21 protein-coding genes are annotated in these 25,601 nt (G+C 69.5%); 18 read left to right on the top strand and 3 right to left on the bottom strand.

Features of this window, described 5'->3' with window-relative positions; genetic code table 11:
- The first annotated feature begins 2 nt into the window (after window positions 1-2).
- The 5 genes from DEI83_RS03255 to DEI83_RS03235 all read left to right on the top strand — a co-directional run bounded on the left by DEI83_RS03255 (window position 3) and on the right by DEI83_RS03235 (window position 7,537).
- A complete protein-coding gene (locus tag DEI83_RS03255) occupies window positions 3-926 on the top strand; it encodes an RluA family pseudouridine synthase (RefSeq protein ID WP_111080344.1) in 924 nt (307 codons plus the stop codon).
- Between the two features lie 162 nt (window positions 927-1,088).
- Window positions 1,089-4,571: a DNA polymerase III subunit alpha gene (gene dnaE / locus DEI83_RS03250; protein ID WP_375334642.1), complete on the top strand. Its 3,483-nt coding sequence runs from the start codon at window positions 1,089-1,091 to the stop codon at window positions 4,569-4,571.
- 78 nt (window positions 4,572-4,649) lie between these two features.
- On the top strand, window positions 4,650-5,957 hold the full coding sequence (gene hisD / locus DEI83_RS03245) for a histidinol dehydrogenase (protein WP_111080342.1): 1,308 nt from the start codon (window positions 4,650-4,652) through the stop codon (window positions 5,955-5,957).
- A gap of 12 nt (window positions 5,958-5,969) precedes the next feature.
- On the top strand, window positions 5,970-6,473 hold the full coding sequence (nrdR, locus tag DEI83_RS03240) for a transcriptional regulator NrdR (RefSeq protein WP_111080341.1): 504 nt from the start codon (window positions 5,970-5,972) through the stop codon (window positions 6,471-6,473).
- Window positions 6,470-7,537, top strand: a complete 1,068-nt coding sequence (locus DEI83_RS03235) for a quinone-dependent dihydroorotate dehydrogenase (RefSeq protein ID WP_111080340.1) — start codon at window positions 6,470-6,472, stop codon at window positions 7,535-7,537. The genes nrdR and DEI83_RS03235 overlap by 4 nt, the downstream gene beginning before the upstream one ends.
- A gap of 247 nt (window positions 7,538-7,784) precedes the next feature.
- On the opposite strand, the gene DEI83_RS03230 is transcribed toward DEI83_RS03235, so the two are convergent.
- Window positions 7,785-8,360: a DUF3043 domain-containing protein gene (locus tag DEI83_RS03230; RefSeq protein ID WP_258371034.1), complete on the bottom strand. Its 576-nt coding sequence runs from the start codon at window positions 8,358-8,360 to the stop codon at window positions 7,785-7,787.
- A 51-nt stretch (window positions 8,361-8,411) separates the two neighbouring features.
- On the opposite strand from DEI83_RS03230, the gene DEI83_RS03225 reads away from it, so the two are divergent.
- The 6 genes from DEI83_RS03225 (at window position 8,412) to DEI83_RS03200 (ending at window position 15,343) form a co-directional block, all read left to right on the top strand.
- Window positions 8,412-9,881, top strand: a complete 1,470-nt coding sequence (locus tag DEI83_RS03225; protein ID WP_111080339.1) for a dipeptidase — start codon at window positions 8,412-8,414, stop codon at window positions 9,879-9,881.
- Window positions 9,882-9,985: 104 nt separating this feature from the next.
- Window positions 9,986-10,354, top strand: coding sequence for an iron-sulfur cluster assembly accessory protein (locus DEI83_RS03220; RefSeq protein WP_111053050.1), 369 nt, complete (start codon window positions 9,986-9,988; stop codon window positions 10,352-10,354).
- A 307-nt stretch (window positions 10,355-10,661) separates the two neighbouring features.
- Complete coding sequence (gene coxB, locus DEI83_RS03215) at window positions 10,662-11,564, top strand: cytochrome c oxidase subunit II (RefSeq protein ID WP_111080338.1); 903 nt, start codon at window positions 10,662-10,664, stop codon at window positions 11,562-11,564.
- A 12-nt stretch (window positions 11,565-11,576) separates the two neighbouring features.
- On the top strand, window positions 11,577-13,316 hold the full coding sequence (ctaD, locus tag DEI83_RS03210) for a cytochrome c oxidase subunit I (RefSeq protein WP_181431050.1): 1,740 nt from the start codon (window positions 11,577-11,579) through the stop codon (window positions 13,314-13,316).
- 5 nt (window positions 13,317-13,321) lie between these two features.
- Window positions 13,322-13,738, top strand: a complete 417-nt coding sequence (locus DEI83_RS03205; protein WP_111080337.1) for a cytochrome c oxidase subunit 4 — start codon at window positions 13,322-13,324, stop codon at window positions 13,736-13,738.
- A gap of 231 nt (window positions 13,739-13,969) precedes the next feature.
- Entirely contained in the window at window positions 13,970-15,343 is a 1,374-nt protein-coding gene (locus tag DEI83_RS03200; RefSeq protein WP_111080336.1) for a glucose-6-phosphate dehydrogenase, read from the top strand.
- A 101-nt stretch (window positions 15,344-15,444) separates the two neighbouring features.
- On the opposite strand, the gene DEI83_RS03195 is transcribed toward DEI83_RS03200, so the two are convergent.
- A complete protein-coding gene (locus DEI83_RS03195) occupies window positions 15,445-17,316 on the bottom strand; it encodes a glycoside hydrolase family 15 protein (protein ID WP_111080335.1) in 1,872 nt (623 codons plus the stop codon).
- A gap of 129 nt (window positions 17,317-17,445) precedes the next feature.
- Window positions 17,446-18,603, bottom strand: coding sequence for an App1 family protein (locus DEI83_RS03190; protein WP_111080334.1), 1,158 nt, complete (start codon window positions 18,601-18,603; stop codon window positions 17,446-17,448).
- A 141-nt stretch (window positions 18,604-18,744) separates the two neighbouring features.
- Here DEI83_RS03190 and DEI83_RS03185 point away from each other — a divergent pair, with 141 nt between their 5' ends.
- From DEI83_RS03185 to cydB, 7 genes are all read left to right on the top strand, one after another.
- Window positions 18,745-19,392, top strand: a complete 648-nt coding sequence (locus DEI83_RS03185; RefSeq protein WP_181431049.1) for a TetR/AcrR family transcriptional regulator — start codon at window positions 18,745-18,747, stop codon at window positions 19,390-19,392.
- 203 nt (window positions 19,393-19,595) lie between these two features.
- Window positions 19,596-20,504, top strand: a complete 909-nt coding sequence (locus DEI83_RS03180; RefSeq protein ID WP_111080333.1) for an ABC transporter ATP-binding protein — start codon at window positions 19,596-19,598, stop codon at window positions 20,502-20,504.
- Complete coding sequence (locus DEI83_RS03175; RefSeq protein ID WP_111080332.1) at window positions 20,501-21,217, top strand: ABC transporter permease; 717 nt, start codon at window positions 20,501-20,503, stop codon at window positions 21,215-21,217. The genes DEI83_RS03180 and DEI83_RS03175 overlap by 4 nt, the downstream gene beginning before the upstream one ends.
- Complete coding sequence (locus DEI83_RS03170; RefSeq protein ID WP_111080424.1) at window positions 21,214-21,942, top strand: ABC transporter permease; 729 nt, start codon at window positions 21,214-21,216, stop codon at window positions 21,940-21,942. Before DEI83_RS03175 ends, DEI83_RS03170 begins: the two co-directional genes overlap by 4 nt.
- A complete protein-coding gene (locus tag DEI83_RS03165) occupies window positions 21,939-22,862 on the top strand; it encodes an ABC transporter substrate-binding protein (protein ID WP_111080331.1) in 924 nt (307 codons plus the stop codon). The genes DEI83_RS03170 and DEI83_RS03165 overlap by 4 nt, the downstream gene beginning before the upstream one ends.
- A 315-nt stretch (window positions 22,863-23,177) precedes the next feature.
- Entirely contained in the window at window positions 23,178-24,590 is a 1,413-nt protein-coding gene (locus DEI83_RS03160) for a cytochrome ubiquinol oxidase subunit I (protein ID WP_111080330.1), read from the top strand.
- A gap of 1 nt (window position 24,591) precedes the next feature.
- Window positions 24,592-25,596, top strand: a complete 1,005-nt coding sequence (gene cydB / locus DEI83_RS03155) for a cytochrome d ubiquinol oxidase subunit II (RefSeq protein WP_111080329.1) — start codon at window positions 24,592-24,594, stop codon at window positions 25,594-25,596.
- The last annotated feature ends 5 nt before the right edge of the window (window positions 25,597-25,601 follow it).

The raw sequence follows: 25,601 nt of genomic DNA, 5'->3' as shown, positions 1-25,601 counted from the left end.
TCATGACCGAGTCCCGCAGCCTCCCCGTGCCCGACGGGCTCGCCGGTGAGCGCGTCGACACCGCCATCGCCAAGCTCCTCGGCTTCAGCCGCTCCTTCGCCGCCGAGGTGGTCGCAGCCGGCGGGGTCCGGGTCGACGGCGCGGTCGTCGACAAGTCCGACCGTCTGCACGCCGACACCTGGCTCGAGGTCGAGTGGCAGCCGAAGGAGCCGCCCCGCATCGTCCCGGCCGCCGTCCCCGGCATGACCGTCGTGCACGACGACGAGGACATCGTCGTCGTCGACAAGCCGGTCGGCGTCGCCGCGCACCCGTCACCCGCGTGGGACGGTCCGACCGTGCCCGGCGGTCTCGCCGCCGCCGGCTTCACGATCGCCACGTCGGGTGCCGCCGAGCGCGCCGGGATCGTGCACCGACTCGACGTCGGCACCTCGGGGTTGATGGTGGTCGCGAAGACGGAGCTGGCGTACACGCACCTGAAGCGGGCGTTCAAGGAGCGGACCGTCGAGAAGGTCTACCACGCGCTCGCGCAGGGCCACCCGGACCCGACGTCGGGCACGATCGACGCCCCCATCGGACGGCACCCGTCGAGCGACTGGAAGTTCGCGGTCACGGCGGACGGCAAGCCGAGCGTCACGCACTACGAGACCCTCGAGGCGTTCCGCTCCGCGACCCTGCTCGAGGTGCACCTGGAGACGGGGCGCACGCACCAGATCCGGGTCCACATGGCGGCGACGCGGCACCCGCTCGTGGGCGACACCACGTACGGCGCCGACCCGGTGCTCGCAGCGGAGCTCGGCCTGACCCGGCAGTGGCTCGACGCCGTCCGGCTCGGCTTCGCGCACCCGCGCTCCGGGGACTGGGTCGAGTTCCAGGCGTCCTACCCCGACGACCTGCAGCAGGCACTCGACCGGATCCGCGCGGCCTGACCCGCGTCGTCGCGCGGCCCGTGCGGCTCCCGACGCGACACGCTCGGGTTCGTCACCGGTCGCGGTTAGGCTGTTCCCACCCCGCCGCAGACCGTACGAACCGGAGGTTCCGTGTCGGATTCCGACTCCTTCGTCCACCTGCACGTGCACAGCGAGTACTCGATGCTCGACGGTGCCGCCAGGCTCTCCGACCTCGTGGCGGAGACCGCCGCGCAGGGCATGCCGGCCGTGGCGGTGACCGACCACGGCAACATGTTCGGGGCGTTCGAGTTCTGGAAGACCGCGAAGGCGGGTGGCGTCAAGCCGATCATCGGGACAGAGGCGTACATCACGCCGCGCACGCACCGCTCCGACAAGACCCGTGTCCGCTGGGGCGACGGCGGCGGGGACGACGTGTCCGGGTCGGGCGCGTACACGCACATGACGATGTTCGCCGAGAACACGACGGGCATGCACAACCTGTTCCGCCTCTCGTCGCGGGCGTCGATCGAGGGCTACTACTTCAAGCCCCGCATGGACATCGAGCTGCTGCAGGAGTACCACGAGGGCGTCATCGCCACCACGGGCTGCCCCTCGGGGGAGATCCAGACGCGGCTGCGCCTCGGGCAGTACGACGAAGCCGTCCAGGCAGCGGCGGACTACCGGGACATCTTCGGCAAGGAGAACTACTTCGCCGAGGTCATGGACCACGGGCTCGAGATCGAGCGGCGCATCATGAGCGACCTCATCCGCCTGGCGAAGGACCTCGACATCCCGCTGGTCGGCACGAACGACCTGCACTACACCCACGCACACGACGCCACCTCGCACGCGGCCCTGCTCTGCGTGCAGTCCGGATCGACGCTGAACGACCCGAACCGCTTCAAGTTCGACGCCGACGAGTTCTACCTCAAGACCCCGGCGCAGATGCGGCACGTCTTCCGCGACAACCTCGAAGCGTGTGACAACACGCTGCTCATCGCCGAGCGCTGCAACGTCGAGTTCGACACCGCGGCGAACTACATGCCGAAGTTCCCGGTGCCCGAGGGCGAGACCGAGCACTCCTGGTTCGAGAAGGAAGTGGCGAAGGGACTGGAGTACCGGTACCCGGGCGGCATCCCGGAAGAGGTCCAGCAGCGCGCCGACTACGAGGTCGGCATCATCAACCAGATGGGGTTCCCGGGCTACTTCCTGGTGGTCGCGGACTTCATCAACTGGTCGAAGAACAACGGCATCCGGGTCGGCCCCGGCCGTGGTTCCGGCGCTGGCTCCATGGTCGCCTACGCGATGCGCATCACCGACCTCGACCCGATCCGGCACGGCCTGATCTTCGAGCGGTTCCTCAACCCGGACCGCGTCTCGATGCCCGACTTCGACGTCGACTTCGACGACCGGCGCCGCGGTGAGGCGATCAAGTACGTCACCGAGAAGTACGGGTCGGAACGCGTCGCGCAGATCGTCACCTACGGCACGATCAAGGCGAAGCAGGCCCTCAAGGACTCCTCGCGCGTGCTCGGCTTCCCCTTCGGCATGGGCGAGAAGCTCACGAAGGCGATGCCGCCGCCCGTGATGGGCAAGGACATCCCGCTCACCGGGATCTTCGACAAGGACCACCCCCGGTTCAAGGAAGCCGTCGACGTCCGCACCGTCGTCGAGACCGATCCGGAGGCCAAAACGGTGTTCGACACCGCGCTCGGGCTCGAGGGGCTGAAGCGGCAGTGGGGCGTGCACGCCGCCGGCGTCATCATGTCGAGCGACCCGCTGATCGACATCATCCCGATCATGAAGCGGGAGCAGGACGGCCAGATCGTCACGCAGTTCGACTACCCGGCAGCGGAGTCGCTCGGCCTGATCAAGATGGACTTCCTGGGGTTGCGGAACCTCACGATCATCAGTGACGCCCTCGACAACATCAAGACCAACCGGGGGATCGACCTCGACCTCGAGAACATGGGGCTCGAGGACCCCGAGGCCTACGCGCTCCTGCAGCGCGGCGACACCCTCGGCGTGTTCCAGCTCGACGGTGGGCCCATGCGCGGGCTGCTCCGCCTCATGAAGCCGGACAACTTCGAGGACATCTCCGCGCTCATCGCCCTGTACCGGCCGGGGCCGATGGGTGCGAACTCGCACACGAACTACGCGCTGCGCAAGAACGGCGAGCAGGCGATCACCCCGATCCACCCGGAACTCGAGGAGCCGCTGGCGGAGATCCTCGGCGGGACCTACGGCCTGATCATCTACCAGGAGCAGGTCATGGCCATCGCGCAGAAGGTCGCCGGGTTCTCCCTCGGCCAGGCGGACATCCTCCGCCGCGCGATGGGCAAGAAGAAGAAGTCCGAGCTGGACAAGCAGTACGCCGGGTTCCAGCAGGGCATGAAGGACAACGGGTACTCCGACGCGGCGATCAAGACGCTGTGGGACATCCTGCTGCCCTTCTCCGACTACGCGTTCAACAAGGCGCACTCGGCGGCGTACGGCGTGGTGTCGTTCTGGACCGCCTACCTCAAGGCCCACTACCCGGCCGAGTACATGGCCGCGCTGCTGACGAGTGTCGGGGACGCGCGGGACAAGCTCGCGCTCTACCTCAACGAGTGCCGCCGGATGGGCATCCGGGTCATGCCGCCGGACGTCAACGAGTCGATCGGCTTCTTCGCGGCCGTCGGGGACGACATCCGCTTCGGCATGGGCGCGATCCGCAACGTCGGGTTCAACGTCGTCGACGACATCGTGAAGGCGCGCACCGAGAAGGGCGCCTTCGAGTCCTTCCACGACTTCCTCCGCAAGATCCCGATCTCGTCGGCGAACAAGCGGACGGTGGAGTCGCTCATCAAGGCGGGTGCGTTCGACGAGTTCGGCGACAGCCGGCGCGCGCTCGTCGAGATCCACGAGGGCGCGGTCGAGGCCGCGGTGAAGGTCAAGCGCGACGAGGCCCACGGCAACGTCGGGTTCGACTTCGACTCGCTCTTCGCCGAGGTCGCCGAGGAGCACCCGGCATCGCTGACGGTGTCGCAGGTGCCGGAGCGCCCCGAGTGGTCGAAGCGCGACAAGCTGGCGTTCGAGCGGGACATGCTCGGGCTCTACGTGTCCGACCACCCGCTCGCCGGACTCGAGATCGAACTCGCCAAGCACCAGTCGATCACGATCGCCGACCTGTTGGTGGCCGACGACTCGGTCGAGGGCGAGACGGTGACGGTCGCCGGACTGCTGACCAGCGTGCAGCACCGTGTGGCGAAGACGAGCGGCAACCCGTACGGCATCGTCGACATCGAGGACTTCGGCGGCCAGATCGGCGTGATGTTCCTCGGCAAGACGTACCAGGAGTTCGGCCCGTCGCTCGTCCCGGACTCGATCGTGGTCCTGCGCGGCCGCGTCAACGTCCGCGACGACGGCAAGGCGCTGCACGCGGTGAGCATGTTCCAGCCGAACGTCGGCGACGCGATGGGTTCCGGGCCGCTCACGCTGTCCCTGCCGGAGCGCCAGGCCACCACGCAGACGGTGACCGAGCTGGCGGCCGTGCTCGGTCGGCACCAGGGCGACACCGAGGTGCGGCTGAAGCTCCTCAAGGACGACGTGGCCCGGACGTTCGAGCTGCCGTTCCCGGTGGCCCTGACGCCGGACCTGTTCGGCGAACTGAAGAGCCTGCTCGGTCCGCGCTGCCTGGTCTGACCGGCTCGTCGCTGCCCGACGCCCGAGCACCACTGCCGGTCACCGACCGACGGCGGTGCTCGGTACGCTGGGGGCCTCATGATGCAGCGAATCGACCTCCGCGGCGGGCTCCCGCCCCGCGCCGAACTCCTCCGTCTCATGCCGCGGGCCGCCGGTGACGTCAGCAGTGCCACGGCCGCGGCCCAGGAGCTGGTGGATGCCGTCCGCGAGCACGGGGCCGCCGCGCTGCACGAGCAGGCGGAGCGCTTCGACGGGGGAGCGCCCGAGCACGTCCGGGTGCCGGCCGCCGAGATCGCCGCGGCCGTGGCCGGTCTCGCACCCGAGCTCCGGGTCGCCCTCGACGAAGCGATCCGCCGGGTCCGCGCGGCCAGCGCCGCGCAGGTCCCCGCCGGATCGGTGACCTCCCTCGCCGACGGGGCAGCGGTCCACCAGCGCTGGCAGCCGATGCGTCGCGTCGGCCTCTACGTCCCCGGTGGCAAGGCCGTCTACCCGTCGAGCGTCGTCATGAACGTCGTCCCGGCGCAGGTCGCCGGCGTCGGGTCGATCGCACTCGTCTCCCCGCCGCAGCGTGACCACGGGGGCCGCGTGCACCCGACGATCCTCGCCGCCGCCGGACTGCTCGGCGTGGACGAGGTCTACGCGATGGGCGGCGCCGGAGCCGTCGGTGCGCTCGCGTACGGCGTGCCCGAGATCGACCTCGAGCCGGTCGACCTGGTCACCGGTCCGGGCAACAACTACGTGGCCGCGGCGAAGCGTCTCGTCCGCGGTGTCGTCGGCATCGACTCCGAGGCCGGTGCCTCCGAGATCCTCGTGATCGCGGACGACACGGCCGACCCCGGGTACGTCGCCGCCGACCTCATCAGCCAGGCCGAGCACGACGAACAGGCCGGGAGCGTCCTCGTGACGACGTCGGCTGCGTTCGCCGACGCGGTCGAGGCCGCGATCCCGGAGCGTACGGCGGTGCTCGGGACCGCGACGCGCGTCCAGGCGGCCCTGGACGGGCCACAGTCGGCGATCGTGCTCGTGGACTCGCTCGCCGATGCCGCGACCGTCAGCAACGCGTACGGGCCGGAGCACCTCGAGATCCAGACGGCCGACGACGACGCCGTACTCGCCGACATCGACGCGGCGGGGGCGGTGTTCGTCGGGCCGGACTCGCCCGTCAGCCTCGGCGACTACCTGGCCGGCTCGAACCACGTCCTGCCGACCGGCGGTCAGGCGCGGTTCGGAGCGGGGTTGTCCGCGTCCACGTTCCTCCGGCCCCAGCAGGTCGTCCGGTACACGGCGGCCGCCCTGGCCGAGGTGGTCCCGCACATCGTGGCGCTCTCCACCGAAGAGCAGCTGCCGGCGCACGGGGCCGCCGTGTCGGAACGCACGAACCGGTAGCCTGAGGGCGACATGTTCTGCCCCTTCTGCCGCCACCCGGATTCCCGCGTCGTCGACTCCCGGACGAGCGACGACGGAACCTCCATCCGCCGACGCCGTCAGTGCCCGAACTGCGGACGGCGGTTCTCGACCACCGAGACCGCGTCGCTGAGCGTCGTGAAGCGCAACGGCGTCCTCGAGCCGTTCAGCCGCGAGAAGATCATCTCGGGTGTGCGGAAGGCCTGTCAGGGGCGGCCGGTGACGGACTCGGACCTGGCGGTGCTCGCGCAGCGCGTCGAGGAGATCGTCCGGTCCTCCGGCGCGAGCCAGATCGAGGCGAACGACATCGGACTGGCGATCCTCAGCCCGCTCCGGGAGCTCGACGAGGTGGCCTACCTCCGCTACGCCAGCGTCTACCAGGCGTTCGACTCGCTCGAGGACTTCGAGGACGCGATCGGCCAGCTCCGGATCGACCACCACGCCGGGCCCGGCACGGTCGGCGCACCGGGCCGTACCACGGACGGCGCCAGCGCGTGACCGGCGTCGAGGCGCTCGTCCGGGCCGGGTACGGCGTCGTGTTCCGCTCCGTGTTCGCGAAGATGGAGCCGGAACGGGCGCACCACCTGGCGTTCGCCGTGATCCGCGTCCTCCCGAAGGTGCCCTTCCTCGCCAGCACGGTCGAGCGGTACGCTCGGCCCCCCGCCGAGGACGGCATCACCACCATGGGGATCCACTTCCCGTCGCGCTTCGGCATGGCCGCCGGCTTCGACAAGGACGCCCGGGGCATCGCCGGCCTCGGTCTGCTCGGCTTCGGACACGTCGAGGTCGGCACCGTCACCGCCAGGGCGCAGCCGGGCAACGAACGCCCCCGGCTGTTCCGGCTCATCGCCGACCGCGCGCTCATCAACCGGATGGGCTTCAACAACCACGGGGCCGTCAAGGCCGCCGGTCGCCTGGAACGTGCCCGCCGCAACCCCGGTCGCCCGGTCATCGGCGTGAACATCGGCAAGAGCCGCGTGGTCTCCGTCGAGGACGCCGCCGAGGACTACCGCGAGTCCACGCGGCTGCTGGCCCCCTTCGCCGACTACCTGGCCGTCAACGTCAGTTCGCCGAACACGCCGGGTCTGCGCGGACTGCAGGAACTGGACCAGCTCCGGCCGCTGCTCGCCGCCGTGCACGAGACCGCCGGACGGACTCCCGTGCTCGTGAAGATCGCGCCGGACCTCACCGACGATCAGATCGACGCGATCGCGGGGCTCGCGGTCGAACTCGGACTGGCCGGCGTCATCGCGACGAACACGACCATCGAGCGCAACGGCCTGACGACGCCGGACGCCGAGGTGGCGGCGATGGGCGCCGGGGGACTGTCCGGTGCGCCGCTCGGGGAGCGCTCGCTCGCGGTGCTCCGTCGCGTCCGCGCTGCCGTTCCCGCCGGGTTCTGCGTCATCGCCGTCGGCGGGGTCACGACCGAGGCGGACGTCCAGGCGCGCATCGACGCGGGGGCGACGCTCGTGCAGGGCTACACGGCGTTCCTCTACGAGGGGCCGACCTGGGCCATGCGGATCAACCGGCTCCGGCGGCGGCGGTTGCGCCGCCGCTGACGCCGCACCTGGCGAGTGGCCGTGTGGCGGCGCGTCGGGCCCGGAGCCGGACGTCGGCCCGGGCGGCGCGTGGTCGCGAGCCGCTGGCGGCCCGGCCGGGAGGCCCTGACCTGGCCGGCACGGTCCTCCCGACCGGCACCTGGTCGCGACCGCGCGGCCGCGGGGTCCCGGACGACGACGACGCCCGGACGGACGACGAAGCGCCGCCGACCCGGAGGTCGACGGCGCTCGCACCGCACACGCTCGGTCAGAGCGTCGGGTACTGCCCGCGCTTGACCTGCGGCTTGGGCAGGCGGAGGAACCGCAGCTGCCACCCGCGGGTGAGGATGTAGAGGAAGTTGCCGCGCTGGAAGTCCTGCCCGGCCGCGGCGAACTTGCGACGCAGCGCGAACCAGAGCACGGTGCAGTCGAGCACGAAGAGCAACACGAACGCCCAGATGAACAGCAGCGAGTACGACGCCGCCGGCGTCTGCGCGGCGACGAAACCCACGATGAGGAAGAGCACGAGGACCGGCATCATGACCTCGCCCACGTTCCAGCGGGCGTCGATGAAGTCGCGGATGAAGCGACGCTGGTCACCGCGGTCCTTCGCCGGCAGGTAGCGCTCTTCACCGTTCGCCATGCCGACGCGCGCGCGCTCGCGCTCGCTGTTCAGACGCGCCCGAGCGGCCTTCTTGTCGGCGGGGGAGTTGCCGACGATCGGACGCCGGTTGGCTGCCTCTCGCTCACGTCGTGAGGGCGTCGGGCGACCCTTGCCGTGCGCGACGAGCTCGTCGTCACCGGGGTTCACGGTCACGTTGGTCTTGGGGGATGCCTTCGCCACGGTGGTTCCTAACGGCGCTCTGCGTGCTGGACGTCCTCTAGATTACCGGCCATGACCGACACCGAGAAGCACCGTCCCGACGCCGGGTCGCAGGCACCCGCGACCGACCCCGCTCTGCTCGAGGCGCTGCGCGAGCACGTGCACGGCGCACTGCCCACCACGATCGCCGACCTGTCCGCCCTCGTCCGCATCCCGTCGGTGTCGTGGTCGGCCTTCGACCCGGCCCACGTCGAGCGCAGCGCCGAGGCGGTCGCCGACCTGGTCCGCTCGACCGGGGTCTTCGACGAGGTACGCGTCGTCCGGTCGGCCGTCGAGGGCGACACGCCGGTCGACGGCGGGTCCGCTGCGGCGGACGCCGAGCTCGGCCAGCCGGCGGTGCTCGCCGTCCGCCCCGCCCGCAACGGCAGGCCGACCGTGATGCTCTACGCGCACCACGACGTGCAGCCGCAGGGCGATGACGCGCTGTGGGAGACGCCTCCCTTCGAGCCGACGCTCCGCGGCGACCGCCTGTACGGCCGCGGCGCCTCCGACGACAAGGCCGGCGTGATGACCCACGTGGCAGCGCTCCGGGCGGTGCACGCACAGTTCGGCGACGACCTGGACGTCGGCATCGTGCTGTTCGTCGAGGGCGAGGAGGAGTTCGGGTCCCGCTCGTTCCGCACGTTCCTGCGCGAGCAGCGGGAGCACCTCGCCGCCGACGTCATCGTGGTGGCCGACAGCGACAACTGGTCGACCGAGGTCCCCGCGATCACCGTCTCGCTCCGGGGCAACACGACGTTCAAGCTCACCGTGACGACGCTCGAGCACGCCAGCCACAGCGGCATGTACGGGGGAGCGGCGCCGGACGCGATGATGCCGATGGTCCGCCTGCTCGCGTCGCTGCACGACGACGACGGGGCGGTCGCGGTCGCGGGCCTCAGCGCGCACGACGCCCCCGTGCCGGAGCGCTCCGAGGACGAGTTCGCGGCCGAGGCCGCCCTGGTCGACGGTGCGCGTCCGGTCGGCAGCGGTCCGGTGCTGTCCCGGATGTGGTTCCAGCCGTCGATCACGGTGACCGGCCTCGACGTCCCGAGCGTCGCGAACGCGTCCAACACGCTGCTGCCCACCGTCGCCGCCCGGGTGTCCGTGCGGGTCGCGCCCGGTCAGCCCGCCACGGAGGCCTTCGCCGCCGTGGAGGAGCACCTGCGCAGCCACGTCCCCTTCGGCGCCCGGATCGAGATCACCGAGGTCGACACCGGTGACGGCTTCCTGGTGGACGCGTCCGGCTGGGCCGTCCAGGAGGCCCGGACCGCGATGTCCGAGGGCTGGGGCGCGGCACCCGTGGAGCAGGGCATCGGCGGGTCGATACCGTTCGTGTCCGACCTGGCCGCCGAGTTCCCGGAGGCCCAGATCCTGGTCACCGGGGTCGAGGACCCGGACACCCGCGCACACAGCCCGAACGAGTCGCAGCACCTGGGCGTGCTGCACCGCGCGGTGCTGTCGGAGGCCGTCCTGCTCGCCCGGCTGCAGGGTCGCGCGTGACGTCCGTCCTCCACAGGTCCTGGACCCGGGTGTCGGTCGTCGGTGCGCGTGCTTAGAATCGACGCGACAGCCGGTGAACGTCACCGCCAACGAGGGAGACGCCGATGAGCGACACCATCACGACCGAAGCAGCGACCGACGCCACGTCGCACGGTGTGCTGCTGAGCGACGCGGCCTCGGCGAAGGTCGCCAGCCTGCTCGAACAGGAGGGCCGCGATGACCTGCGCCTCCGTCTCGCCGTCCAGCCGGGCGGGTGTTCGGGCTTGATCTACCAGCTGTACTTCGACGAGCGACTGCTCGACGGCGACGCCACGGCGGAGTTCGACGGCGTGGAAGTCGTCGTCGACAAGATGAGCGTGCCCTACCTCGACGGTGCGACGATCGACTTCGAGGACACCATCCAGAAGCAGGGCTTCACCATCGACAACCCGAACGCGCAGGGCAGCTGCGCGTGTGGCGACAGTTTCCACTGATCGCCCGTCAGTCCGACACGCGAGTGGGGAGCGACCGACACGGTCGCTCCCCACTCGCGTCTCCGCATCGTCGTCCCGACGCCGATGACCAGGGGAAACCCGCTGCCGCAGGCCTCGTTCCGTCCACAACGCGTGTCGGTTGTGCGCTCGGTGTCGACAGCTGCGAGTAAGCTAGGAGTGTTCCAACCAAGCTGGGAGCCACCCATGCGCCGGCCTCGTGCCGACCGCGGTGCTCGTCGACGGGATCCCCGTCGTCAGCCAGTCGCACGACGACTGGATCCGGCCCACGTCTTTCCGAGAGGTAACAGTGCGTTCGAATCGCCGTATACGTTGGGCGGCCGTCCCGGTGGCCGTCGGTCTGGTCATCGCACTGGCTGGCTGCTCGCAGCAGCAGCTGAACGGATGGCTCCCCGGCACGGGAGAGACGAAGGACGTCACCAACCACACGAGCCGCATCGTCGGCCTGTGGACCACGAGCTGGATCGTCCTGCTGGCGGTCGGTCTGATCGTGTGGGGCCTCGTCATCTGGGCCGCGATCGTCTACCGCCGCCGGAAGGGCCAGACCGGCCTGCCCGTGCAGATGCGGTACAACATGCCGCTCGAGATCTTCTACACGCTCGTGCCGCTGATCCTCGTGCTCGGCTTCTTCGCGTTCACCGCGAAGGACCAGGAAGCGATCGAGAAGCCCTTCGCGCAGCCGGACGCCACCGTGCACGTCTACGGCAAGCGCTGGGGCTGGGACTTCAACTACATCGACCAGAAGAACCCGAACGAGAGCGTCTACTACCAGGGCATCCAGGCCCAGGAAGAAGAGAACGGCGGCGGGGCGATCGACGAGTCGCTGCTCCCCACGCTGTACCTCCCGGTCGGCAAGAAGGTCGAGATCGAGCTCAGCTCGCGCGACGTCAACCACTCGTTCTGGGTCATCGACTTCCTCTACAAGAAGGACATGCTCCCGGGCAAGACGAACTACGAGTACTTCATCCCGCAGAAGGAAGGCACGTTCCAGGGCAAGTGCGCCGAGCTCTGCGGTGAGTACCACTCCCTGATGCTCTTCCAGGTGAAGGTCGTGTCGCAGGCGGAGTACGACGACTACCTCGCGTCCCTGCGGGACGAGGGCAAGGTCGGTCTGCTCGGCAACGAGTACGACACCAACACGAACCAGCCGAACAACGAGGCGCCTGCCGAGGCGTCGAGCGACAAGAAGTAAGGGCGCGTCTCAATGACAACGTCATTCGTCGGCCAGGCGACCACCAGGCCCTCGACGCCGGACTTCCAGGCGTCGAAGGTCGGTCGCAAGGGCAACATCATCGTGCGGTGGGCGACGTCCACCGACCACAAGACGATCGGGTACATGTACCTGATCACCTCGTTCCTCTACTTCCTGCTCGCCGGCATCATGGCGCTCGTCATCCGCGCGCAGCTGTTCGAACCGGGTCTCCAGGTCCTCGCGACCAAGGAGCAGTACAACCAGCTGTTCACGATGCACGGCACGATCATGCTGCTGATGTTCGCGACGCCGCTCTTCTCGGGCTTCGCGAACGCGATCATGCCGCTCCAGATCGGTGCACCGGACGTCGCGTTCCCGCGTCTGAACGGCCTCGCGTTCTGGATGTACTTCTTCGGCAGCGCGATCGCCGTCGGTGGGTTCCTCACCCCGCAGGGTGCCGCCTCGTTCGGGTGGTTCGCCTACGCGCCGCTGAGTGACACCACGTTCACGCCGGGGCTCGGCGGGACGCTCTGGGTGTTCGGCCTCGGCATGACCGGCTTCTCGACGATCCTCGGTGCGGTGAACTTCATCACCACGATCATCACGATGCGTGCTCCGGGCATGACGATGTTCCGCATGTCGATCTTCACGTGGAACGTGCTCGTGACGAGCCTCCTCGTGCTGATGGCCTTCCCGGTCCTGGCGGCGGCGCTGTTCGGCCTCGGGCTCGACCGCGTGTTCGACGCCCAGATCTTCAACCCCGCCAACGGTGGCGCACTGCTCTGGCAGCACCTGTTCTGGTTCTTCGGGCACCCCGAGGTGTACATCATCGCGCTGCCGTTCTTCGGCATCGTGTCCGAGGTCTTCCCGGTGTTCAGCCGCAAGCCGATCTTCGGGTACAAGACCCTCGTCTACGCGACCATCACCATCGCGGCCCTGTCGATCACCGTTTGGGCGCACCACATGTACGTCACTGGCGGTGTCCTGCTGCCGTGGTTCTCGCTCATGACGATGCTCATCGCGGTCCCGACCGGCGTGAAGATCTTCAACTGGGTCGGCACCATGTGGCGGGGTTCGGTCACCTTCGAGACCCCGATCCTCTGGGCGATCGGGTTCCTCGTGACGTTCACGTTCGGTGGTCTCACCGGCGTGATCCTCGCCTCGCCGCCGCTCGACTTCCACGTCTCCGACTCGTACTTCGTCGTGGCGCACTTCCACTACGTGGTCTTCGGCACCGTCGTGTTCGCGATGTTCTCCGGCTTCTACTTCTGGTGGCCGAAATTCACCGGCAAGATGCTCAACGAGCGTCTCGGCAAGATCCACTTCTGGCTGCTGTTCATCGGGTTCCACACGACGTTCCTCATCCAGCACTGGCTCGGCGTCGTGGGCATGCCCCGCCGCTACGCGACCTACCTGCCGGACGACGGCTTCACGTGGATGAACCAGGTGTCGACGGTTGGCTCGATGATCCTCGGCATCTCCTTCCTGCCGTTCATCTTCAACGTCTACGTCACCGCGCGGAACGCGCCGAAGGTCGCCGTGAACGACCCGTGGGGTTACGGCCGCTCGCTCGAGTGGGCCACGAGCTGCCCGCCGCCGCGGCACAACTTCACGTCGATCCCGCGCATCCGTTCCGAGTCCCCGGCGTTCGACCTGAACCACCCCGAGGCCGGCGTGCCGGTCGGTGTGGGCCCGGCGAAGGACGCTCCGGACGCTCCGACCTACGACGCCGCGAAGGGCGAGGTGAAGTAACCGCCATGCGCGCGAACACCAACCTGTTCTGGATCCTGTTCATCTTCTTCGTGATCGCGGATGCCGCGTACACGATCTGGTCCGTGATCTACTACGGCAGCATCGAGTGGGTCGGCACCCTGTCGATCGGCCTGACCGGGATCATGTCCGCCTTCATCGCCTTCTACCTGGGCCGCGTCATGTCGGCTCAGGGCGGGGTGCTGCCGGAGGACCGCCAGGACGCCAACATCGAGGACGGCGACGCCGAGCTCGGGCACTTCAGCCCGTGGTCGTGGTGGCCGATCTTCCTGGCCGCGGCGATCGCGGTCTGCTTCCTCGGAGTCGCAGCCGGCCTCTGGATCGTGCCGATCGGTCTCGCCCTCGTCGCGATCACCCTCGTCGGCTGGGTCTACGAGTACTACCGCGGCAACTTCGGTCACTGACCCACACCACACGCGCTTCGGGCGGCACCATCTCGGTGCCGCCCGAACTGCGTCCGGGGCAGTCCGGGTCCCCGTCCGGGGCACCCCTCCGCCCCGCCCACCGACACACATCGACCACATCTCGAAACGGTCCGGGAATCACCCGGGCACGATGGGCCTTGGGTCCTGAGGACCGCATGCTCGCGGCCTGAGGTCCTGCGGACCGTCCACAAGCGAAAGGAGTCACCTCAGGTGACCGACAAGCGCACCCTCATCATCTTCGGCGCGACGGGCGACCTCGCCTCCCGCCTCCTCCTGCCCGGTCTCGGCACGTTCCTGCAGAGCGGTCGGTCCGTCCCGGTGCAGCTCATCGGCACGGGTCGCAGCGCCCGCAGTGAGGAGCAGTGGAAGGACGTCGTCACGAAGTCGTTCGCCTCGCAGGACGTGAAGGGCCCGGAGGTCGATGCGACCATCGAGTCGACGAAGTTCATCCAGGGCGACCCGACCGACCCGGAGCACCTGACGGCACTGCTCGACGCCGCCGAGGCCGAGCCGATCCTCTACTTCGCGCTCCCGCCGCAGATCGCGTCGGACATCTGCGAGGCCCTGCAGCACGTCGAGCTCCCGGAGGGCACCACCCTCGCCTTCGAGAAGCCGTTCGGCACCGACGTCGCGAGTGCCGAGGCCCTCAACAAGACCGTCCTCGAGCTCGTGCCCGAGGAGCGCGTGCACCGCACCGACCACTTCCTCGGTCGCACCACCGTGCTCAACATCATCGGTCTGCGCTTCGCGAACCGTCTGTTCGAACCGATCTGGAACGCCGACAACATCGAGAAGGTCGACGTCTTCTACGACGAGACGCTCGGTCTCGAGAACCGCGCCCAGTACTACGACGAGGCCGGCGCGCTCGTCGACATGATCCAGTCGCACCTGCTGCAGATCCTGGCTCTCGTGACGATGGACGCCCCGGCAGCGATCGACTCGGTCGAGTTCCGTTCGTCGCTGGCCCGTGTGCTCCGGTCGACCCGCCTCAAGGGCGACGACGCGACGATCGCCTCGCGTCGCGCGGTCTACACCGCCGGCACGATCGACGGCAAGGACCTGCCGTCGTACCAGCAGGAGGACGGCGTCGACCCCTCGCGCGGTACCGAGACGCTCGCCGAGATCGAGGTCGAGGTCGACACCGCTCGCTGGGCCGGTGTCCCCTTCACGCTCCGTTCCGGCAAGGCGCTCGGCGCCAGCCGCAAGGAGGTCCTCATCACCTTCAAGCCGGTGACGCGCCTCCCGTCCGGCCTGACGGGCCGTCCGAAGGCGGACACGCTGCGCATCGTCCTCAACCCCGACGAGATCGAGCTGTCGGTGTCGGCGAACGGTGGCGGCAACCCGTTCGAGATGGGGCAGGTCACGCTGTCGTCGTCCTTCGACGACGGCGAGCTGACGCCCTACGGCGAGGTCCTCAACGGCATCTTCCACGACGACCCGCTGCTCTCCATCCGTGGTGACGTCGCGGAGCGCTGCTGGGAGATCGTCGAGCCGGTCGTCTCGGCGTGGAAGGCCGACCAGGTCCCGCTCGAGGAGTACCGCGCGGGCTCGCGCGGCCCGGCGGACTGGGTCAGCTCGTCCTGACCGATCGGGGAGGCGCTTGTCCTGACGGACGTTGCCACCCCTGATGACGGGAGGCCCGGTGCCAGCTGGCACCGGGCCTCCCGTCGTGTCCGCGCCCGTGGTCAGCCGGCGCGCCCGGCCTGCTCGCCGGCCCCGGTGACGCTCCAGGTGCCGCCGCTGCGCCGGGCCGCGCGCGTCCGGTGCCCAGCCGCAGCGCCCTGGGCCCGGGCGATCGCGTCCGCCGCGGTCACGAGCGTGAGGTGCGAGAGCGCCTGCGGGGTGTTGCCGATGTGGTGGCCGGTGGCGACGTCGACCTCCTCGGAGAGCATGCCGACGTCGTTCGCGAACCCGACCAGCACGTCCATGAGCCGTTCGGCGTCCGCCGACCGACCGGAACCGGCGTACTGCTCGACGAGCCAGAACGAGCAGGCCAGGAACGGGTGTTCCGCGCCGCGCAGTCCGTCGAAGCCGGAGGAGGTCCGGTAGCGGAGGAGGAGCCCGTCGTCGCCGACGCGGAGGTCCTCCTCGATCGCCGCGACGGTCCCGAGCATCCGGGGGTCGTCCGGCCGGCAGTAGCCGATTTGGGGCAGGACGAGCAGGCTGGCGTCGACCTCGTCGGTGTCGTAGTGCTGGCGGTACGAGCCGCGTCCGGCGTTCCAGCCGTGCTCCTCGATCTCGGCGCGCACCTGGTCGCGGAGGGTCCGCCACCGTTCGACCGGTCCCTCGAGCCCGAACTCCTCGCACGCGGCGACACCGCGGTCGAAGGCCGCCCAGATCATGGCCCGGGAGTGGGTGAAGTGCCGTCGGGGACCACGCATCTCCCAGATGCCGTTGTCCGGGTCCTGCCAGTGCTCCTCCACGTACCGCAGGAGGGCCCGCTGGAGGGACCAGGACGCCCCGCTCTCCTCGACGCCCAGTTCTCGGGCGTCGTGCAGCGCCGACAGGACCTCGCCGAAGACGTCACCCTGGTACTGCGTGGAGGCGCCGTTGCCGACGCGGACGGGCGTGGACCCGGCGTACCCGGTGAGGTGCTCGAGCGTCCGTTCGGGCAGCTCGCGTTCGCCGGCGATGCCGTACATGATCTGCACGTCCTCCGGGTCGCCGGCGATGGCCCGCAGGAGCCAGGACCGCCAGTCGGACGCCTCGTCGCGGTAACCGTGTGCGATGAGGGACGCGAGCGCCAACGAGGCGTCTCGTAGCCACACGAAGCGGTAGTCCCAGTTGCGTTCGCCGCCGGGGTCCTCCGGGAGGCTCGTGGTCGCGGCCGCCACGACGCCGCCGGTCTCCGCGTGGGTCATCGCGCGCAGGTACATGAGGGACCTGCGGACGGCGGGTGCGTACTTCCCCTCTGCGCGGGTGCGGGAGGTCCAGCCGTGCCACCAGTCGCGCGTGTGGTGGAGGGCGGCGGTGACGTCGAACGGCTCCGGTGGTTCACGGTGCGACGGGTACCACGTGAGGGTGGTGTCGAGGACGTCTCCGTCGGCGATCGTCGTCGTCGTGACGTGGCGGTGGTCGTCCGCGCGGAACCGGGGCCCCCGGACGACGACGGCGTCCGGGCCGGCGGTCGCGACGAGCACCGGTCCGTCGTCGTCGCCGACCTGGCGGATCCAGGGGAGGACGTCGCCGTAGCCGAACCGGATGCGGAGCACCTGCTGCACCTCGACCGTGCCGGAGAGACCGCGCACCCGGCGGACGATCGTGGCTCGGTGCGCGTCGACGGGCATGAAGTCGGTGACCTCGACGACGCCGGTCGGTGTCGTCCAGACCGTCGAGAGCACGAGGGAGTCGCCGTCGTGTCGTCGGACCGAGGTGGCCGCCGGGTCGGTGGGACGGAGGGACCACTGCCCGTCGTGTTCGTCGCCGAGCAGGGCGGCGAAGGTGGACGCGCTGTCGAAACGGGGCAGGCACGCCCAGTCGATCTCACCGTCCCGCGTCACGAGTGCGGCGGTGTGACAGTCCCCGATGAGGGCGTGGTCCTCGATGCGCTGAGCCATGTCCCCGATCGAACCACCCGGCCCCCGAGGGCACCTGCGCTGAGGGTGCGTTCAGATCACACCCGGCAGGACCTCGGCCGACGGGAATCCCGAGGATCCCGCTGGCAGCAGGCCCGCCGATGGCTCGGTTCAGTCGACGTCTGCGATCCCGACCCGGCCGAGTTCGGTCCAGAGCCCGGCGCCGTCCGGGGCGTACACCCAGGGCTTCGTGGAGTCCCGCGTGCGCTCCTGCGCCCGGGAGCGACCACCGGCGAGCACGGCCTCGCTCGTCGACAGCTGTCGGATCGCCACGGCGGCGACGTTGTCCGGGTGCTCGCGGACGAACTCGCCGTACAGCTGTTCGTCGTGCTGGCCGTCGTCACCGACCAGGAGCCACTGGACGTCCGGGAAGTCCCGCGCGAGCCGCCGCAGGTTGTCCTGCTTGTGCTGCTGCCCGCTGCGGAAGAAGCGGTCGTGCGTCGGGCCCCAGTCGGTGAGCAGCAGCGTGCCGGACGGGTACATGTTGCGGGAGAGGAACCGTCCGAGCGTGGGCGCGACGTTCCACGCCCCGGTGGACAGGTACACGGTCGGCGCGCCCGGGTGCTGCGCGAGGACGCGTTCGTAGAGCACCGACATGCCGGGCACCGGACGGCGGGCGTGCTCGGTGAGCACGAAGGAGTTCCAGGCGGCGAGCATCGGGCGGGGGAGGCTCGTGACCATGACGGTGTCGTCGATGTCGGAGAGCAGGCCGAAGCGGGTGTCCGGGTGCACCACGAAGACGTCGGCGTCGACATCGCGCATGCCCCCGGCGGACAGGCGGATCTTCTGCCAGCCCGGCTCGAGGTCGATCGGGACGATCGTGTCGACCACGCCACCGCGGTCACTCGTCACGGTGTGCGTCGTTCCCCCGGCCGTGATGGTGACCTCGGCGTGGTCGACGGCGACGCTCGTGAAGCTGCGCCACCCGCGGACCCCGGAGTACGAGACGTCCGACGCCAGGCCGCGACGGGTGAGCAGCACCCGGCAGAGCACACGGACCCACCCGGGTGCGCCGTACCCCGTGTACGGGATGACCGTCGGGACCTGGCCGCGCTTCCGGGCATGCTGCTCGCGGAACTCCTGCACGGCGTCCTCGACCCGGGCAGCCCGGTGCAGGATCGGCTCCGGGATCGCCGTCTCCCACTGCTGGATGCCCCACGGCGCCTGCTCCCGGCGGTCGTGTTCCCGCTCGACGGACCGGGCGTCCCGCTGTGGGGGAGTGCTGGTGTCCCGGGGCGCAGAAGGGTCCGGAGGCGTCGTCTCGGGCATCTGGCCATCATCCCATGCGGGGGTGTCCAGGAGCCCGGTCCGCGTCCGACACCCCGGGAATCGCAGCCAAGACCAAGGCGGTCTCTGTCAGAGTTGCCGTCTCAGTCACCAAGCCCGCGGTCACCGCGAGAAGGAGAACACGTGCTCGTCACCGAGGTTCCGAACGCTCTGCCAGGGGGATCATCACTGCTCAGGAACGAGCCGGTCCAGGCACGGAGCTCGGCCCGCCTCGCAGGTCTGCTCGACGCCGCCGCGGCGGTGATCGACGAGATCGGGTTCGAGCGCCTGACGACGGCCATGGTCGCCGAGCGCGCCGGGGCGTCCATCGGCACGGTCTACCGGTACTTCCCGGACCGCATCGCCGTGGTCGAAGCGCTGGCGATCCGCTGCACGCAGCGTCTCGCCTCCCGGTTCGTCGAGACGCTCGACGCGTCCGGTGCCACCACCTGGCAGGAGGGCTGTGACGCCCTCATCGAGATGACCGCCGAGATGTACCGCACCGAGCCGGGCTTCCGGGCGATCCGGTTCGCCGACATCGACACCACCTCCGGAGACGAGGACGCCGACCGGCTCGCCGCGCTCGGCGGAGCCGTCGGCACCGTCATGCGCGAACGCTTCGGCCTGCCCCAGTCCGAGGCACTCGCACGGGCCTGGGTGGTGCTGGCCGAATCGGCGCACGCCGTCCTCGCCCGGGCCCACGTCGACCGCGAGCACCCGGACCAGGCGCTCATCGACGCCTACCGTGCGATGAGCCGGCCCTACCTGGAGTCGGTGATCCGAGCCTCCTGACCGGTCGCCCAGACCCGACCCAACCCGGACGCCCGTCCCTTCCGAACAGGAGGGGCGGGCGTCCGTGTGTCCGGAGCTGTCCGGACTGCGCGGGAACCGCCCCGATGTCCGCCAGACGTCATGCGCCGACACGAGAGAACCGGTATGGACTCCGGCCTGTACTGTCGTCCGGAGTCGGGCTACCTCCACCAAGAAGGGCACCCATGATCGAGTTCCGCTCGGTGCGCAAGACCTACCCGGACGGCACGACCGCCGTCGAGTCGTTCGACCTCGTGATCCCCTCGCGGACCACGACGGTGTTCGTCGGTTCGAGCGGATGCGGCAAGACCACGCTGCTCCGGATGATCAACCGGATGGTCGACCCCACGGCGGGCTCCGTCCAGATCGACGGCGAGGACATCGCCGGCGTCGACCCCGTGCAGCTCCGGCGCCGGATCGGTTACGTCATGCAGAACGCCGGTCTGCTGCCGCACCGGAAGGTCGCGGACAACATCGCCACCGTGCCGCTCCTGACGGGGGTGTCGAAGGGCGACGCGCGGAAGCGCGCGCTCGAGCTCATGGACACCGTCGGTCTCGACCGCTCGCTCGCGGACCGGTACCCCTCGCAGCTCTCCGGCGGCCAGCAGCAGCGCGTCGGTGTGGCCCGCGGTCTGGCCGTGGACCCGAACATCCTCCTCATGGACGAGCCGTTCGGTGCCGTCGATCCCCTCGTACGCAACGACCTGCAGGACGAGCTGATCCGGTTGCAGCGCGAGCTCGGCAAGACCGTGGTCTTCGTGACGCACGACATCGACGAGGCCTTCAAGCTCGGTGACCAGGTCGTCATCCTCAAGAAGGGCGGCGAGATCGCCCAGCTCGGCACCCCGGCGGAGATCCTGTCCGAGCCGGCCGACGACTTCGTCGCGAACTTCATCGGTGCCGGGCGGGGACGCCGCTCGCTCCGGGTCGAACAGACCCCGACCGGTCCGATCGTCGTGGACGGTGACGGCCGCGCCGCCGGCGTCCTGACCGGTCCCACGGGCGTCGTCGACGCCGCTGCCGCTGTCCGCTCCGAGGCCGGGACGCCCGCACGCGTCCCGGGTGCTGCGGCGCAGGGTGGGAGCACCCGGTGAAGTGGGTGCTGTCGAACCTCGACACGATCGGGGACGACACGCTGGCGCACCTGGCTGTCGCCCTGCCGCCGATCGTCATCGCGTTCCTGCTGTCGATCCCGATCGGTTGGCTGGTGGTCCGACTCCGGCGACCCGGCGCTCGGCGGCTCAGCAGCGGCGTGGGCGGCGGCATCGTCACGTTCGCGGGACTGCTGTACGCCGTCCCGTCCCTTCCGCTGTTCATCGCACTGCCCGGGCTGGTCGGTACCGGTCTGCAGGACCCGGTCAACGTCGTGATCGGATTGACGCTGTACGGTCTCGCGCTCATGGTCCGGTCGACCGTGGACGGGCTCGGGTCGGTCGACCCGGCCACCACGTCGGCGGCGACGGCGATGGGCTACTCGGGCGTGCAGCGCTTCTTCCGCGTCGACCTGCCGCTCGCCGGACCGGTCCTGCTCGCCGGCCTCCGGGTCGTGTCGGTGTCGACCATCTCGCTCACCACGGTCGGCGCGGTGCTCGGCATCCGGAGTCTCGGGTCGCTGTTCACCGACGGCATCGGGCGGAACATCCCCGAAGAGATCGTGGCGGGCATCGTCATGGTCCTCGTCCTCGCGTTCGCGATCGACGGACTGCTCGTGCTGATCGGCCGGATGGTGATGCCGTGGACGCGTGCGTCGACCGGGTCGAAGCGGGCCGTGCGGCGCGTGCTGCAGACCGCGGAGGTCTCGTCGTGATCATCGGACAGGCCCTCGCGTGGGTGCTCGACCCCGCCAACCAACTCGGCCCGAACGGCATCCCCGTCCGGCTGTGGGAGCACGTCTGGATCTCGCTCCTCGCGGTCGTCATCGCCGCGGTGATCGCCGTCCCGATCGGCTACCTCATCGGTCACACCGGCAAGGCCAGGGGGCTCGCGATCGCGTTGTCCGGCGGCGTCCGTGCGCTCCCGACGCTCGGGGTGCTCACGCTGTTCGGCCTGCTGCTCGGCGTGAACCTGCAGGCGCCGCTGCTCGCGCTCGTCATCCTGGCGATCCCGTCGGTGCTCGCCGGTGCCTACGCCGGGATCGAGTCCGTCGACCCGGTCACCGTCGACGCCGCACGCGCGCAGGGCATGACCGGGTGGCAGATCCTGACGAAGGTCGAGATCCCCCTCGGACTCCCGTTGCTCGTCGGCGGCGTCCGTGCCGCCGTGCTGCAGGTCGTCGCGACCGCCACGCTCGCCGCGTACGTGGGATCCGGTGGCCTCGGCGGCTACGTGTTCCTCGGGCTCAAGACCCAGGACTACGCCATGATGCTCGGCGCCTCCGTCCTCGTGATCGTCCTGGCGATCGCGTTCGAAGTCGTCTTCGCCGTGCTCCAGCGGGCGGTGGTGCCCGCGGGCGTCGCCGAGCGCGTGACACGGCGACGCTCGGGATCGCGCGAGCGGCCCCGCAAACCCATCCCGGAAGGAACCCCCTCGTGATCACAGCACCCAAGCTCCGCGCCGGCATCGCCGCCGCGGTCGCCCTGGGCGTCGCAGCCGCCCTCGCCGGCTGCTCGTCCAGCAGCCCGCTCGACAGCGGCTCCAGCGCCTCGTCCGACTCGAAGACCATCGTCATCGGGTCGCAGGCCTACTACTCGAACGAGATCATCGCCGAGCTCTACGCGCAGGTCCTCGAGAAGGACGGCTTCACGGTCGAGCGCAACTACCAGATCGGTCAGCGCGAGGTCTACCTGCCCCAGCTGCAGAAGGGCGCGATCGACGTCATGCCGGAGTACAGCGGCAACCTGCTGCAGTACTACGACAAGGACTCGACCGCGAAGAGCGAGTCCGACATCGCCGACGAGCTCGAGTCGGCGCTGCCGGAGGGCATCCGTGCCCTCGACGCCGCCGAGGCCACCGACCAGGACAGCTACACCGTCACGAAGGAGTTCTCCGAACAGAACGACGTGACGAGCCTGGCCGACCTGAAGAACGTCGACGAGAAGCTGACCGTCGGGGCGAACTCCGAGAACCAGACGCGGCCGTACGGCCCGAAGGGGCTCAAGTCCGTGTACGGCGTCGACGTCGAGTCGAAGGCGATCGAGGACTCGGGGGGCGCGCTCACGGTCAAGGCGCTCAAGGACGGCACCGTCCAGCTCGCCGACATCTACACCGCGGACCCGAGCATCAAGGCGAACGACTTCGTCACGCTGAAGGACCCGGAGAACCTCATCGTCCCGCAGAACGTCACGCCGGTCGTGTCGGACAAGGTCGACGAGAAGGCCGCCGACGCCATCGACGAGGTGAGCGAGGTCCTGACGACCGAGGCGCTCATCGACCTGAACACGAAGAGCACGGTCGACAAGGAGAAGTCCTCGGACATCGCCGAGGAGTTCCTGACGGAGAAGGGTCTCCTCTAGGAGGCGCATCCTCCATCTCGCAGACAGGCGTCGGGCCTCCAGCCCGGCGCCTGTCTGCGTTCCCGGGAGGGTCTCGACCGGGCACAGCTGTTCCGCACGGATGTGCCCCTGGAGCGACATCGGTTCCGCACGGTTGTGCCGTGCAGGGCACGTGCACGTATGTGCAGGAGAAGCCTCTACAACTTGTCGAAGTGAGTCGCCGAGCAGTACCGTCGAAGGGTCCCGACGACGTGACGGCAACGAGCAGAACCCCTTCCACAGGAAGCATCTCAACGTGCACGAACAGCGCGCGGCGATCCCGACGGGCCCGGCCGCATGAACGACCTCCTCGATCCGCTCCTCCTGTCGCGGTGGCAGTTCGGTCTGACGACGATCTACCACTTCCTCTTCGTCCCGCTGACGATCGGCATGGCGGTCGTCGTCGCGGTGTTCCAGACGGCCTGGGTCCGCACCGGTCGCGCGCACTACCTGCAGCTCACCCGCTTCTTCGGGCGCATCTTCCTCATCAACTTCGCGATGGGTGTCGTCACGGGCATCGTGCAGGAGTTCCAGTTCGGGATGAACTGGTCGGACTACTCGCGGTTCGTCGGAGACGTCTTCGGTGCCCCGCTCGCGCTCGAGGGCATCCTGGCGTTCTTCTTCGAAGCGGCCTTCATCGGCGTCTGGATCTTCGGTTGGGACCGGCTGCCGAAGAAGCTCCACCTGGCGAGCATCTGGTGCGTCAGCGCGGGCACGATCATGTCGGCGTACTTCATCATCGCGGCCAACGCGTTCATGCAGCACCCGGTCGGGTACGCGCTCAACGAGGCCAAGGGCCGCGCGGAGCTCACCGACATCTGGGCCGTCCTCGGCAACAAGGTCGCCCTCGCCGCGTTCCCGCACACGGTCTTCGCGTGCTTCATGGTCGCCGCCGGCGTGATCATCTCCGTCGCGGCGTTCCACCTGTCCCGCAACCAGAACCTCGAGACGATGATGCCGGCGCTCAAGTTCGGGCTGTGGACGATGGTCGCGGCCGGTGCGCTCACGGTCCTCACCGGTGACCAGCTCGGCCTGACGATGGTCGAGACGCAGCCGATGAAGATGGCCGCGGCCGAGGCGCTCTACGGCACCGCGACCGGCAAGGACGCCTCGTTCTCGGTCTTCACCCTCGGCACACCCGACGGTGTCCGCGAGCTGTTCTCGATCCGCATCCCGTACCTGCTGTCCTTCCTGTCCACGCACACCTTCACCGGCACGGTCGAGGGGATCAACGACCTGCAGGCGCAGTACACGCAGGTGTACGGCCCGGGGAACTACAAGCCGGTCATCTGGGTGACCTACTGGTCCTTCCGCTGGATGATCGCGCTCGGTGTCGGTGCCGTGATGGTGTCGCTCGCCGGGCTCTGGCTGACCCGCAAGGGCCGCTTCCCGCAGCAGCGCTGGATGTGGCGCATCGCGATCTGGGCGGTCCCGCTGCCGATGGCCGCCATGATCGTCGGCTGGGTCTTCACCGAGATGGGCCGTCAGCCGTGGCTCGTGTTCGGGCTGCTCAAGACCGCCGACGGCGTCTCCCCGAACGTGACCGGCGTCGAGGTGCTCATCTCGCTCGTCGTGTTCACGCTCATCTACGGATCCCTCGCGGTGGTCGAGTTCCGACTCATCAAGAAGGTCGCCCAGGAGGGCCCGGCCGCTCGGGCCGAGGTCGACCAGGAGACCGGCGAGGTCAAGCACGAAGTGACGGTGTACTGAGATGGACCTGCCCGTTCTCTGGTTCGCGATCGTCGGGGCGTTCTTCGTCGGGTACTTCGTGCTCGACGGGTTCGACTTCGGAGTCGGGATGTCCCTGCCGTTCCTCGGCAAGGACGACACCGACCGCCGTGTCCTCATCAACACCATCGGCCCGGTCTGGGACCTCAACGAGACCTGGGTCATCGTCGCCGGCGCCTGCCTGTTCGCCGCGTTCCCCGAGTGGTACGCCACGATGTTCTCCGGCTTCTACCTGGCACTGCTGCTCATCCTCGCCGCCCTCATCGCCCGCGGGGTGTCGTTCGAGTACCGCCACCAGGGCAAGCACCCGGAGTGGAAGCGCCGCTTCGACCGCATGATCGTCATCGGCAGCGCCGTGCCCTCGTTCCTCTGGGGCGTCGCGTTCGGCAACGTCGTCCGCGGCATCCCGATGGACGCCGGCCACAACCACACCGGCACCCTGTTCGACCTGCTCAACCCGTTCGCGCTCCTCACCGGCGCGGCGACACTGCTGGTGTTCTTCACCCACGGCGTCGTGTTCGTCGCGCTGAAGACCGAGGGCGAGATGCGCCAGCGGGCGATCCACCTCGCGAAGCGATCCGGCGTCCTCACCATCGCCGTGGCCGCCGCGTTCCTCGTCACGATGGCGTTCGTGCGCGCCACCCCGGCGTCGCTGGTGCTCTCCGCCGTCGCCGCGGTCGCGTTGATCATCGCCGTCCTGTGCGCCGCACGCGGGCGGGAGGGCCGTGCGTTCACCCTCATGGCCGTCACGATCGCCGCGGTCGTCCTCGCCATGTTCACCGCGGTGTTCCCCGACGTCATGCCCGCGTCGAACGACCCGGCGAACAGCCTCACCGTCGCGAACGCCTCCTCCGGCAGCTACACGTTGACCGTGATGAGCTGGGTCGCGGTCGTGTTCATCCCCCTCGTGCTCGCCTACCAGGCGTGGACGTACTGGGTCTTCCGCAAACGGGTCTCACGCGCCACCGTCGCGCAGGCCGCGCACTGAGCCGG

Source organism: Curtobacterium sp. MCBD17_021, from assembly GCF_003234525.1.
In the GTDB taxonomy this organism is placed as follows: Bacteria; Actinomycetota; Actinomycetes; order Actinomycetales; family Microbacteriaceae; genus Curtobacterium.
This window is presented reverse-complemented; position numbering and strand designations above follow the sequence as displayed.